Raw genomic sequence first — 12,721 nt, 5'->3', positions numbered from 1 at the left:
GCGGGGTACGGGTCGGGAGTGCGGGACCGTTGGCGCGTACGGGTGGACCGGCCGGGGCTACCCCGCCACCGGTGTGTACGCCGCGTTCTTCGCCGCGCTCTCCTCCACCGCCGCGAGCACCCGCTGGACCTGGAGCCCGTCGGCGAAGGTCGGGTGGGGCGGGGTGCCCTCGGCGATCGAGGTGAGCAGGTCGCGGGCCTGGTGGGCGAAGGTGTGCTCGTAGCCCAGGGCGTGGCCCGGCGGCCACCACGCCTCCAGGTAGGGGTGGCCGGGTTCGGTGACCAGGATGCGGCGGAACCCGGCGAGGTCGGCGGGTTCGGTCTGGTCGTGGAAGGACAGCTCGTTGAGCCTCTCCAGGTCGAAGGCGAGCGACCCGAGCTCCCCGTTGATCTCCAGGCGCAGCGCGTTCTTGCGTCCGCTGGCCATCCGGGTCGCCTCGAAGACGGCGAGGGCGCCGCCGGTGAGCCGTCCGGTGAAGACCACCGCGTCGTCGACGGTGACCTGTCCCCGCTCGGTGGTGCCGGCGCCGGAGAGGCCGCTGGAGGCGCCCGAGAGCACGGGTCGTTCGCGTACGAACGTCTCCGACAGGGCTGATACGCCCGCCAGTTGCTCGCCTGCCAGGTACTGCGCCAGGTCGACCGCGTGCGCGCCCAGGTCCCCCAGCGCGCCCGAGCCCGCGTGCTGCTTCTGCAGCCGCCAGGTGAGCGGGAAGGCGGGGTCGACCAGCCAGTCCTGGAGGTAGCTGACGCGCACGTGCCGCAGGGCGCCGAGGCGTCCGGCGGCGATGAGGCGGCGCGCGTACGCGATCGCGGGCACCCGGCGGTAGTTGAAGCCGACCATCGCGATCTGGCCCCGGGCGGCGGCCCGTTCGGCGGCCTCCGCCATCGCCTCGGCCTCCTCCACCGTGTTGGCGAGGGGCTTCTCGCACAGCACGTGCTTGCCGGCCTCCAGGGCCGCCACGGCGATCTCGGCGTGGCTGTCGCCCGGGGTGCAGACGTCGACGAGCTGCACGTCGTCGCGGGCGACCAGGGCGCGCCAGTCGGTCTCGGCCGCGGCCCAGCCGTGCCGGTCGGCGGCGGCCCGCACGGCGCCCGCGTCACGGCCGCAGATCGCCGCGAGGCGCGGCCGCACGGGCAGGTCGAAGACGTGGCCCACGGTGCGCCAGCCCTGGGAGTGGGCGGCGCCCATGAACGCGTATCCGACCATGCCGATGCCGAGTGCTGGCTTGGCCGCCTCGCTGTCGGTCTGTTCGCTGCGGGCTGTGCCGGTCATGGTTTCCTCCTCGTCGGTGACGCGCGGTCGGGGCGGGGCGGGCCGCCCGTCAGCTGAAGCCCGTCGGCAGGTACTCGTCGACGTTGTCCTTGGTCACGACGGCGGAGTAGAGGGTGAGGGAGGCGGGGATCTCCAGTTCGGAGAGACCGCCCACGCCCTTCTTCTGGCCCAGCGCGCGGGCCAGGTCGATGGCGGAGGCCGCCATGGTGGGCGGGTAGAGGACGGTGGCCTTCAGGACGCTGTTGTCGGCCTTGATGGCGTCCATGGCGGACTTGGAGCCGGCGCCGCCGACCATCAGGAAGTCCTTGCGGCCGGACTGGGCGATGGCGCGCAGCGCGCCGACCCCCTGGTCGTCGTCGTGGTTCCACAGGGCGTCGAACTGGCTCTGGGCCTGGAGGAGTTGCGCCATCTTGGCCTGGCCGGACTCGACGGTGAAGGAGGCGGCCTGGCGGGCCACCTTCTGGATGTTGGGGTAGTTCTTCAGGGCGTCGTCGAAGCCGCGGGTGCGCTCCTTGGTGAGCTCCAGGTTGTCCAGGCCGGCCAGTTCGATGACCTTGGCGCCCTGCTTGTCCTTGAGCTGCTGGCCGATGTAGTTGCCCGCGTTGAGGCCCATGCCGTAGTTGTCGCCGCCGATCCAGCAGCGGTAGGCCTGCGGGGAGGCGAAGACCCGGTCGAGGTTGATGACCGGGATGCCCGCCTTCATGGCCTGCAGGCCGACCTGGGTCAGCGCCTTGCCGTCGGCGGGCAGGATGACCAGGACGTCGACCTTCTTGTTGATGAGGGTCTGGATCTGGCCGATCTGGGCGGCGGTGTCGTTGGAGCCCTCGGTGATCTCCAGGGTGACCTCGGAGTACTTGCCGGCACGGGACTTGGCGTTCTCGTTGATGGCGTTGAGCCAGCCGTGGTCGGCCTGGGGCCCGGCGAAGCCGATGGTGACCGGGGTGCCGGGCTTGTCGTCGGCGGCGGGCGCGTTCGACTGCGCGGCGGCCTTCTCCTTGGGCTCGTTGCTGGTGCAGGCGGTGAGGACGGCGCCCGCGGAGACCGCGGCGGTGCCGAAGAGGATGCCTCTGCGGCTGGGGCTGGAGCTGGGCAGACCGTTGCGTGGCATGGCGGGGCGACCCTTCGCGCGATGGACGGACAACAGGGTGGGAAGTGAGGGGTGGTGAGGGAGCGTCAGCCGTCGGCGTCGCGGACGGTACGGCGCTGGACCAGGACGGCGGCGACGATGATCGCGCCCTTGGCGATCTGCTGGACGTCGCTCTGCAGGTTGTTCAGGGCGAAGATGTTGGTGATCGTGGTGAAGACCAGGACGCCGAGGACGGAGCCGACGATGGTGCCGCGGCCGCCGCTGAGCAGGGTGCCGCCGATGATCGCGGCGGCGATGGCGTCGAGTTCGTACAGGTTGCCGTTGGTGTTCTGGCCCGACCCGGACAGGATGACCAGCAGGAACGCGGCGATGCCGCAGCACAGGCCGGACAGCAGGTAGAGGTAGAGGCGCTGGCGGCGTACGTCGATGCCGGCGAGGCGGGCCGCTTCGGCGTTGCCGCCGACGGCGATCGTGCGCCGGCCGAAGGTGGTGCGGTTGAGCACCAGCCAGCCGGCCACCGTGACGGCGGCGAAGACCAGTACCAGCGGCGGGACTCCGAGGACATACGCGTCGGGGACGCCCAGGTCGAGCACCGAGTTCACGCTGACGATCTGGGTCTTGCCGTCGGTGATCTGCAGGGCCAGGCCGCGCGCCGAGGCAAGCATGGCGAGGGTCGCGATGAAGGGGACCATGCCCCCATAGGCGATGAGCAGTCCGTTGACCAGGCCGCAGGCCAGGCCGACGACGACGGCGGTGAAGAGGATGCCCGCGAAGCCGTACTCCTGGGTGGCCAGCGTGGTCGCCCACACCGAGGCGAGGGCGACGATCGCACCGACGGACAGGTCGATGCCGCCGCTGGTGATGACGAAGGTCATGCCGACGGTGACGACGCCGATGACGGACGCCTGGGTGAGCACCAGTTGGAGGTTGGAGGTGGCGAGGAACTGGTCGGGCTTGGTGATGCCGCCGACCGCGATGAGCACGGCGAGCACCCCGAGCAGCGAGAGGTTGCGCACGTCGGCGCGCAGCCCGAGGCCCGGCCGTCGTCGACTTCCCTTGTCCTGCGGTGACTTGACGGCCTTGGTCGGCGCGTCCCGCTGGGCGGGCGAGGCGGGTTGCGTCATGGCGTCGGGCTCCCTTCCATCACGAGGTCGAGTACGCGGTGCTCGTCCAGGTCCGCGGCGGGCGCCGTGTGCACGACGCGGCCCTCGCGCAGGACCAGGACGCGGTCGGCGAGTCCCAGGACCTCGGGGACCTCGCTGGAGACGAGCAGGACGGCCAGGCCGTCGTCGGCGAGCCGGCGGATCACCGCGTACAGCTCGGCGCGGGCGCCGACGTCCACGCCCCGGGTGGGTTCGTCCAGGAGCAGCACGCGGCAGCCGCGCAGCAGCCAGCGGGCCAGGACGGCCTTCTGCTGGTTGCCGCCGGACAGGGTGCGGATGCGGACCTCGGGGTCGTCGGGGCGCAGGGACAGCTCGCGGGTGGTGGCGCGGGCGGCGGCGCGCTCGGCGCCGCGGTCGACCCAGCCGCCGCGCGAGAAGCGGGACAGGGAGGAGACGGACACGTTGCGGGTGACGGACTCCAGCATCAGCAGGCCCTGGGCCTTGCGCTCCTCGGGGGCCAGGCCGAGTCCGGCGCGGACGGCGGAGCGGACGCTGCCGGGGCGCAGGGGCCGGCCGTCGACCAGGACGCGTCCCGCGGTGGGGCGGCGGGCGCCGTACACGGTCTCCAGGATCTCGGAGCGGCCCGAGCCGACGAGCCCGGCCAGGCCGACGATCTCGCCGGGGTACAACTCCAGGTCCACGGGCGCGAACTCGCCTTCCCGGGCCAGCCCCTCGACCCGCAGGACGGGTGTGGACGTGGCGGACCCGGCGGTGGTGGACCCGGCGTCGGCGGGCGCCCGTTCGGGGAAGACGTGCTCGACGGCGCGGCCGGTCATCATGGCAACGATGTCGCGCGTAGGGGTGTCCCGTGCGGGCAGTCCCCCGGCGACGGCCCGGCCGTCCTTGAGGACGGTGACGCGGTCCCCGATGCGGCGGATCTCCTCCAGGCGGTGGGAGATGTAGACGACGGCGACGCCCGCGGCGGTGAGGTCGGCGACGATGCGGAACAGGTTGTCGACCTCGTCCGGGTCCAGGGCGGCCGACGGCTCGTCCATGACGATCAGCTTCACGTCGTGGGAGAGGGCGCGCGCCATGGACACGATCTGCCGCTGTGCGGCGGAGAGTCGGCCGACGAGACGGGCCGGGTCGATCTCCGGGTGCCCGAGCCGGGCGAGGAGCGCGGCAGTCGCGGTGCGGGCGGCCCTGGCCCGTACGACGAATCCGGCGGTCGTCGGCTCGTGGCCGAGGTGGACGTTCTCGGCGACGGACAGGCCCTCGACGAGGTCGAGCTCCTGGTAGATGGTGGCGATGCCCAGGCGCATCGCGGCGATCGGGGACCTCAGGGCGACGGGCGCGCCCTGCCAGGTGATCGCGCCGCCGTCGGGCTGGTGGGCGCCCGCGAGGACCTTGATCAGGGTGGACTTGCCCGCGCCGTTCTGGCCGAGCAGGCAGTGCACCTCACCGGCCTGGACCTCCAGGTCGACGCCGTCGAGGGCGCGGACTCCGGGGAAGGACTTGGTGATGCCGGCCATGGCCAGCAGCGGCAGGCCGGGGGTTGGGTGCGGGGAGGGTGGTGCCGGGGCGGGTGCCATGCGGGGGTCCCCTCGGGCGGGTGACGACGGGGTGCTGGAGCGGGATGCGGGGCGGGGGTGGGGCGGGAGCGGAGTGTGCGGGGCGAGGCGGGGGTGGAACTGGGTGCGCTGTGCCATGTCACGCGTTACGTGTGATGGGTGCCGTATGACCGGTGCTAGGTGATCGGTGCCGTGTGCGCGGTGCCGTGTGATCGGTGCCGTGTGCCATGTCACGCGTCACGTGTGCTGCGGTACGAGTGCTGCGTGATGAGCACGCTGTTACGGATGCGCTGTTACGGGTACGGAGGTGCCGGTGCGTGTGGTGCGGCTCTTGGTACGCGTGGTGCGGCCGTGCTCGTAGTGCGAGGCTGTACGGGACGTGCGGGGCCGTGCGGGACGAGCGCTTGGTGCCCTTCGGCCGACTACCGACCGCTGTCCGTCCGACCCACCCGGTCGGCCGTCAGCGGCCGGCGGTCACGCCGGTGAGAACAGGTGGTCGCTGATCAGACGGGCCGCGCCCGTCACCCCCGCCGCCGGGCCCAGTTCGCCCAGGACGATGGGGAGGTTTCCGGTGGCCAGCGGCAGGGACTGCCGGTAGACCTGGGTGCGGACGCTGGCCAGCAGGGTGTGGCCGAGTCCGGTGACCCCGCCGCCGATGACGACGAGGCCGGGGTTGAAGAAGCTGACGAGCCCGGCGATGACCTGGCCGACCCGGTTGCCGCCCTCGCGGATCAGGTCGAGCGCGGTGGCGTCCCCGGCGGCGGCAGCGGCGGCCACGTCGGCGGCCGTCAGCCGTCCGGCGGCCTCCAGGCGCGCGGCCAGTTCGTGGGAGCGTCCGGCACGGGCGGCGTCCTCGGCGTCGCGGGCCAGGGCCGCACCGCTGAAGTGGGCCTCCAGGCAGCCCCGGTTGCCGCACGCGCAGGGGCGTCCGTCCGGCTCGACCTGGATGTGCCCGATGTCGCCCGCGCTGCCGGTGGTGCCCCGGTAGACCTCGCCGCCGACGACGATGCCGCAGCCGATGCCCGTACCGATCTTGACGCAGAGGAAGTCGCCGACGGAGCGGGCGACCCCGGCGTGCTGTTCGCCCATGGCCATCAGGTTCACGTCGTTGTCGACCATGACCGGGCAGCCCAGCTCCTGGCTGAGGGCCTCCCGCACGGGGAAGCCGTCCCAGCCCGGCATGATCGGTGGCGCAACCGGTACGCCCTCGGGGAAGCGGACCGGGCCCGGCACCCCGATGCCCGCGCCGTCGAAGCCCTCGGCGACGCCGGACGCCCTGAGCTTCGCGGCCATCGCGAGCACCTGCTCGAAGACGGCGACGGGGCCGTCGCGGACGTCCATGGGCTGGTTGAGGTGGCCCAGGACCTCCAGTTCGGCGTTGGTGACGGCGACGTCCACCGAGGTGGCGCCGATGTCGACGCCGAGGAAGCGCAGCGCGGGTGCGAGCCGGATGTTGTGGGAGCGACGGCCGCCCCGGGAGGCGGCGAGTCCGTCGGCGACGACGAGCCCGGTCTCCAGGAGCCGGTCGACCTCCACGGCGAGCTTGGATCGCGAGAGGTCGATCATGTCGCCCAGCTGGGCGCGGGAGTTGGGGCCGCCGTCGCGCAACAGGCGCAGCAGGCGCGCCTGGTGGGCATTGGCGGGTCGTGCCGTCATGCGTCTCACGCGCCCTCCCCGCCACGATGGCCGAATTCCCTTGCCCCGCCGGGTTGTTCCGGCGGGCTTTCGAGGGGAACGTAGCAGCGCTTCGCCCGAGGGGGAAGAAGTTGCGCACGGATCCACGACGACTTTCTCCCGATCGAGGACAAAGCCGGGGCTGGTACGGGACAAGCACCACTGCCTCCGGGGCCGGTACGGGACAAGCGCCACCGCCTCCGGGGCCGTTACGGGACGAGCCGCCGAGGCCCCGGGTCCGGTACGGGACGAGCCGCCGAGGCCCCGAGGCCGGTACGGGACGAGCCGCCGAGGCCCCGAGGCCGGTACGGGACGAGCCGCCGAGGCCCCGAGGCCGGTACGGGACAAGCCGCCGAAGCCCCGAGGCCACCCTCCCACGCCCCCGGCCCGGGCCCCCGCCCCCTCCCTCACACCACGGCGGCCGACCGCCCCCGCTCCCCCGCTGCCCCCGGCTCCCCCTCCCACTCCGCGGCACCCGGGTCCCGCGCCGTCGCGGGCAGCGGCTCCGGCGCGCGGTCGCTCACCCTCAACAGCAGTGCGATCAGGACCCAGTTGGCGACCAGTGACGAGCCGCCCTTGGCGAGGAAGGGCAGCGCCTTGCCGGTCAGCGGGATCAGTCCGAGCACCCCGCCCGCGACGACGAACACCTGGAGGGCGAGCGCGGCGGACAGTCCGACGGCCAGGAGCTTGCCGAAGGGGTCGCTCGCGGCGAGGGCCGCCTTCAGGCCGCGCTGCACCAGCAGTCCGTACAGCACGAGGATCGCCATGGTGCCGGCCAGCCCCAGTTCCTCGCCGACGGTGGTGAGGATGAAGTCGCTGCGGCCCGCGAAGCCGATCAGGTCGGGGTGGCCCAGGCCCAGGCCGGTGCCGGTGGCGCCGCCGCTGCCGAAGCCGAAGAGCGCCTCGGCGGACTGGGCGGAGACCAGGCCCGCGGGCCGCCGCTCGACCGGCAGGTAGATGTCCATGGGGTGCAGCCAGGCCATCACGCGGCCCTTGACGTGCGGCTCGGTGGAGCCGACGGCGAACGCGCCGACGGCCGCCATCAGCAGGCCGCACACGATCCAGCTGGTGCGCTCGGTGGCGGCGTAGAGCATCACCACGAACATGCCGAAGAAGATCAGCGAGGTGCCCAGGTCGCGCTCGAAGACCAGCACCAGCAGGCTGATCAGCCAGATGGTGACGATCGGCCCGAACTGCCGCCCGGGCGGCAGCCGGAGGCCGAGGACCTTGCGTCCGCTGAGGGCGAGCGCGTCGCGGTTGAGGACCAGGTGCCCGGCGAAGAACACCGCGATCATGATCTTGACGAACTCGCCGGGCTGGAAGGAGAGCGGCCCGAGGAAGATCCACCGCTTGGCGCCGTAGGTGTCGCCGGGGAAGAACGCGGGCGCCAGCAGCAGCACCAGCGCCACCGCCATCGTCAGGTACAGGTAGCGGCGCAGGTGGCGGTGGTCGCGCACCACGACCAGCACGACCAGGCACACCGCGACGCCGATGACCGTCCACAGCAGCTGCCCGGTCGCGGTCGGGGCCGCGTCGAATCTCTTCGCGTACGTGATGTCCAGGCGGTGCAGCAGGACGAGCCCGATGCCGGTCAGCAGCACCGCGAGGGGCAGGATCAGCGGGTCGGCGCGCGGCGCCCAGCGGCGTACGGCGAGGTGGGCGGTGAGCGCGAGGAGCAGCAGGCTGACGGCGAACCCGGTGAGCCCGTCGGCGGGTGACGCGGTCATCGCGGCGCCGACGCACACGTACCCGTACAGCGGGATCGCGACGGCGAAGAGCAGCAGGACGGCCTCGGCGCGGCGGCGCGCGCCGAGGGCGGCGGTCAGTCCACGCACGGGATGCCTCCGCCGTCCAGGGTGCGCACGCCGTCGTCCCCCGCCCCGCCCGAGGGTTTCGCGCCGGGTTTCGCAGACGGTTTCGCGCCGGGCTTCGCGGACGGCGTGTCCGAGGGGCTCGGTGTGCCTGAGGGGGCCTTCGCCAGCCTGGAGCGCACCACGTCCCGTACCCGGGCCGCGTCGACGAGGTTGACGTCCTCGTTGTTGTGCTTGCCGAAGCCCGCGATGGGCAGGGTGGCGAACTCGACGTTCCCGCCGGAGAGGTTCTTGGCCTGCTCGATGAAGGAGAGCAGGTCCCAGCCCTCGTCGATGACGAGGTCCTTCTTGGCGGTGTCGAGCAGCTTGACGAGCTTGCCGGGGTCGGTGAAGGTGCCCGCGGAGTTCAGCTGGTGCGCGGCGGAGGCGAGGAACGCCTGCTGGCGGCGGGTGCGGTCGAGGTCGCCGCGCGGCAGCCCGTGGCGCTGGCGGACGAAGGCGAGCGCCTGCTGCCCGTCGAGGGTCTGGCGTCCGGCGTGGAAGTCGGCGCCCGAGTAACGGTCCTTGACCGCCTTGTTGAGGCAGACGGGGACGCCGCCGAGTGCGTCGGCGATGTGGAAGAAGCCGGCCAGGTTGACCTCGGCGAAGTGGTCGATCGGCACGCCGAGGAAGTCGCGTACGGTACGGATCTCGGCCTTGCGGCCCGCCTCACGGCCCTCGTGCTCCAGCTTGCGCCGGTCGGTGACGCCCTGGCGGGCGAGGCGCCGCTCGGTCTCGTACTTGGCGAGTCCGTACGCCTTCTTGATCTTGTCCTTGCCGTGTCCGGGTACGCCGGTGAGCTCGACGAGGTCGTCGCGCGGCACGGAGAACGCGGTGGCCTTGGAGCCGTCGCCGGGGACGTGCAGCAGGATCAGGGTGTTGGTGTTGTAGCCGCCGATGTCGGAGCTGCCGGCGTGGAGCTTGTCGAGGACCGCGTCGGGCAGGTCCTGGCCGTTGTTGTCCTTGCGGCTGTCCAGGCCCATCAGCAGGATGTTGGTGTCGCCGTACTTCGAGCGGGGCGCGCCGTCGTCCAGGGCCTTGGAGCTGCCGATGCTGCGGGTGAGGTCCCGGTAGAGGTACCAGCCCCCGCCGGCGGCGCAGACGGCGGCGGCCAGGCCGGTGCACAGCAGCACCCGGGTGATCCGGGACCTTCTCGACCTGGGACGCCTGCGCGCGCCGCTCCTCGCGCCGGTGGCCCCGGCCCTGGTGGCGGTGGTGACCTTCCCGGTGGCCTTCTCGGCGACCCTCCCGGTGGCCTTCTGGGTGGCCGTCCCGGTGGTCTTCTCGGTGTTCTTCGCCCGACGGTGCTTCACACCGCACGATCCTCGGATCACGGCGCTGAAGGACTCCTGAAGGTCCTGAAACCCCGCTCAGGAACCCATTCAGGAACCCGCTCAGGAACCCCCGTCAGGAACTCACTCAGGAACCCCGCACAAGAACAACGCTCAGGAACCCCGGGCCGCCCGGGCCGCCCGGGCGCCGGTCCCCGGCAGCGTCGCCACCAGCCGCGCGCCGCGCGGGCTGTCGGCGACGACCAGGTCCCCGCCGTGGGCGCGGGCGATGTCGCGGGCGATGGCCAGGCCCAGGCCGGTGCCGCCGCTGCCCCGGGTGCGGGCGGCGTCGAGGCGGGCGAAGCGCTCGAAGACGTGCGCGCGGGCGGCGGGCGGGATGCCGGGGCCGTCGTCCGTGACCTCCAGGACGGGGGTGGCGTGCTCCAGCGCGGCCCGTACCCGTACCTCGCCGGCGGCGTGCCGCAGCGCGTTGTCGACCAGGTTGGCGAGGAGCCGCTCCAGCTGGGCGGGGTCGCCGCGCACCGGTACGGGCGTGTCCGCGTCGACCACGAGCCGGGCGCGCGCGGCGCCGCGCCGGGCCGCGTCCTCGGCGGCCAGCAGGGCGAGGTCGACGGGTTCGTCGCGCACGGCGGGCCGGGCGTCCAGGCGGGCGAGCAGCAGCAGGTCGGCGGCGACCTGCTGGAGGCGCTCGGTGTCGGCGAGGGCGGCGCGCACGGCGGCCTCGTCGGGGTCGGCGAGGGCGACCTCCAGGCGGGAGCGGACGGCGGCGATGGGGCCGCGCAGCTCGTGGGAGGCGTCGGCGACGAAGCGGCGCTGCTGGCCGACGGACTGCTCCAGGCGGTCCAGGGTGGTGTTGACGGTACGGGCGAGCAGGGCGATCTCGTCGCCGCCGGGCGGCTCGGGGACCCGCCGGTCCAGTTCGCGGGCGGTGACGGCGTCGAGTTCGGTGCGGATCGCGGCGACCGGGCGCATCGCGGCTCCGGTGACGGCCCAGGCGAGGGCGGCGGCCAGCCCGATGAGCAGCGGGGCGGTGGCGACCAGGACCCAGCCGATGGCTCCGGTGGCGGCGTCGACGTCGCTGAGGACGGTCATGCCGTAGACGTAGCGGGCCTCGCCGCCGGGGGTGGTGGCGCGGACGACGACGAGGTCGTGGCGTTCGCCGCCGGGCAGGATGCGGGTGGCGCTGTCCTCGCCGGTCGGCGGGCGGAAGCCGGTCAGCGCCGGGGTGGGCGTGGTGTCGCGGGTGGCGGCGACGACGTGGCCCCGGGCGTCGAGGACGACGACCAGGTCGACGCCGCCCTCGGGCGCGGGCAGCCGGGCGGGCAGGGTGCCGGTGTCGGCCTGGGAGGCGACCTTGCGGGCGGCGAGTTCGGTGCGGCCGTTGGCGTTCTCCAGGAGGTTGGCGCGCAGCAGGGTGTGCAGCCAGGCGCCGCCGACGGCGAGGAGGAGGGCCATGGCGAGGGCGGCCGCCGCGGCGCTGCGGCCGCGCACGGTACGGGGCACGAGGCGGGGCGGCCGGACGCGGCGCGGGCGGGTGGTGCGGGACGGTGCCGTGCGCGGGGTGTCAGCCACCGTCGGGGGCCATGCGGTAGCCGGTGCCGTGGACGGTGAGCAGGGAGCGCCGCCCGAAGGGGGCGTCGATCTTCTTGCGCAGAGAGGAGACGTACACCTCGACGATGTTGGGGTCGACGCTGGTGGGGGCGTCCCAGACCTCGTCGAGGATGTCCTGCTTGGCGACGGCGCGCCCGGGCTGGGCGAGCAGGCAGGCGAGGACGGCCATCTCGCGGGCGGTGAGCTCGATCTCCGTACCGCCCCGGCGGCAGCGGCGGCCGACGACGTCGAGGGTGAGGTCCCCGGCCTGCAGGGTGCGGTCGTCGCGGGCGCCGCCGCGGCGGCCGAGCGCGCGCAGCCGGGCGAGGAGCACGACGAAGGAGAAGGGCTTGGTGAGGTAGTCGTCGGCCCCGGTGTCCAGGCCCTCGGCCTCGTCGTACTCGCCGTCCTTGGCGGTGAGCATGAGCACGGGCGTGGGGTCGCCGAGGCGGCGCAGCCTGCCGCACACCTGGTAGCCGTTGAGCCCGGGCAGCATCAGGTCGAGGACCACCGCGTCGTAGCCGCCGCCGAGGGCGAGCTCCAGGCCGCGGTGCCCGTCGTGGGCGACGTCGACCCAGTGCCCCTCGGCGGACAGGCCGCGCCGCAGCGAGTCGGCCAGGCTCTCGTCGTCCTCCACCACCAGGATGCGCATCGCTCCAGCTTCACATAACCGGACGGGTGGGCGTCGACCGGGTGGAAGGGTTCAATTCGCCTGTACGTCGACGAGGCGGGCGTAGCCGACGACGTTCCCGTCGTAGCCCTTCTTCTTGGTGAAGCCGCCGCCGCAGGTGATGACGCGCAGCTCGGGCACGGTGGCGTCGCGGTAGACCTTGTCGGCCGGGAAGCCCTCCTTGGGGACGACCTCGATGGCGTACAGCGCGAAGACGGCGGTGCGGCCGTCGGCCCGGCGCACCTCGATGCGGCTGCCGGGCTGGAGCGCGCCGAGGCCGTAGAAGACGGCGGGTCCGCTGCGGGTGTCGACGTGCCCGACGAGGACGGCGGTGCCGCGCTCGCCGGGGGTGACGGCGCCGGTGTACCAGCCGGCGAGGTTGTCGTCGGTGGGCGGCGGCGCGTCGATCCAGCCGTCGCCGTCGCGGCCGACCTGGGTGACGGGCGCGTCGACGCCGATGGCCGGGATGCGCACCCGGTCCGGCGCGGACCCGTCGAGCGGGTCGGGCGGTGTGCCGGTCAGGTACGCGGCGCCGTCTTCGCGCTGTACGCCATCGAGGTCGTCCCCAAGGAGGGCTTCCCGGCCGACAAGGTCTACCGCGACGCCACCGTG

The 12,721-nt window shown here is 73.4% G+C and carries 10 protein-coding genes; all 10 read right to left on the bottom strand.

Features of this window, described 5'->3' with window-relative positions; genetic code table 11:
* Positions 1–57: 57 nt before the first annotated feature.
* Positions 58–1,272, bottom strand: coding sequence for a Gfo/Idh/MocA family protein (locus ABT160_RS12995; RefSeq protein ID WP_351646911.1), 1,215 nt, complete (start codon positions 1,270–1,272; stop codon positions 58–60).
* A 49-nt stretch (positions 1,273–1,321) separates the two neighbouring features.
* A complete protein-coding gene (locus ABT160_RS12990; protein WP_351646909.1) occupies positions 1,322–2,380 on the bottom strand; it encodes a substrate-binding domain-containing protein in 1,059 nt (352 codons plus the stop codon).
* Between the two features lie 65 nt (positions 2,381–2,445).
* Positions 2,446–3,483 carry an ABC transporter permease gene (locus tag ABT160_RS12985; protein WP_351646907.1) on the bottom strand — a complete coding sequence of 346 codons (1,038 nt, stop codon included), beginning with the start codon at positions 3,481–3,483 and terminating at the stop codon, positions 2,446–2,448.
* A complete protein-coding gene (locus ABT160_RS12980) occupies positions 3,480–5,054 on the bottom strand; it encodes a sugar ABC transporter ATP-binding protein (RefSeq protein WP_351646905.1) in 1,575 nt (524 codons plus the stop codon). The genes ABT160_RS12985 and ABT160_RS12980 overlap by 4 nt, the downstream gene beginning before the upstream one ends.
* Positions 5,055–5,507: 453 nt before the next feature.
* Positions 5,508–6,689, bottom strand: coding sequence for an ROK family transcriptional regulator (locus ABT160_RS12975; protein WP_351646903.1), 1,182 nt, complete (start codon positions 6,687–6,689; stop codon positions 5,508–5,510).
* A 425-nt stretch (positions 6,690–7,114) separates the two neighbouring features.
* Positions 7,115–8,542: an FtsW/RodA/SpoVE family cell cycle protein gene (locus tag ABT160_RS12970; RefSeq protein WP_351646901.1), complete on the bottom strand. Its 1,428-nt coding sequence runs from the start codon at positions 8,540–8,542 to the stop codon at positions 7,115–7,117.
* Complete coding sequence (locus ABT160_RS12965) at positions 8,530–9,870, bottom strand: LCP family protein (protein WP_351646899.1); 1,341 nt, start codon at positions 9,868–9,870, stop codon at positions 8,530–8,532. The genes ABT160_RS12970 and ABT160_RS12965 overlap by 13 nt, the downstream gene beginning before the upstream one ends.
* A 132-nt stretch (positions 9,871–10,002) precedes the next feature.
* On the bottom strand, positions 10,003–11,421 hold the full coding sequence (locus tag ABT160_RS12960; protein WP_351646897.1) for a sensor histidine kinase: 1,419 nt from the start codon (positions 11,419–11,421) through the stop codon (positions 10,003–10,005).
* A complete protein-coding gene (locus ABT160_RS12955) occupies positions 11,414–12,091 on the bottom strand; it encodes a response regulator transcription factor (RefSeq protein ID WP_351646896.1) in 678 nt (225 codons plus the stop codon). The genes ABT160_RS12960 and ABT160_RS12955 overlap by 8 nt, the downstream gene beginning before the upstream one ends.
* Positions 12,092–12,142: 51 nt before the next feature.
* Positions 12,143–12,721 (bottom strand): class F sortase (locus ABT160_RS12950; protein ID WP_351646894.1); only part of this gene is annotated, 579 nt, incomplete at its 5' end.

Origin of the sequence: Streptomyces sp. NPDC001941 (assembly GCF_040296945.1) — a bacterium.
Lineage (GTDB): Bacteria > Actinomycetota > Actinomycetes > Streptomycetales > Streptomycetaceae > Streptomyces.
This window is presented reverse-complemented; position numbering and strand designations above follow the sequence as displayed.

Coding starts and splice junctions, on each gene's coding strand:
- ABT160_RS12995 (WP_351646911.1), bottom strand. CDS start 1,272: ATGACCGGCACAGCCCGCAGCGAACAGACCGACAGCGAGGCGGCCAAG.
- ABT160_RS12985 (WP_351646907.1), bottom strand. CDS start 3,483: ATGACGCAACCCGCCTCGCCCGCCCAGCGGGACGCGCCGACCAAGGCC.
- ABT160_RS12955 (WP_351646896.1), bottom strand. CDS start 12,091: ATGCGCATCCTGGTGGTGGAGGACGACGAGAGCCTGGCCGACTCGCTG.
- ABT160_RS12990 (WP_351646909.1), bottom strand. CDS start 2,380: ATGCCACGCAACGGTCTGCCCAGCTCCAGCCCCAGCCGCAGAGGCATC.
- ABT160_RS12975 (WP_351646903.1), bottom strand. CDS start 6,689: ATGACGGCACGACCCGCCAATGCCCACCAGGCGCGCCTGCTGCGCCTG.
- ABT160_RS12980 (WP_351646905.1), bottom strand. CDS start 5,054: ATGGCACCCGCCCCGGCACCACCCTCCCCGCACCCAACCCCCGGCCTG.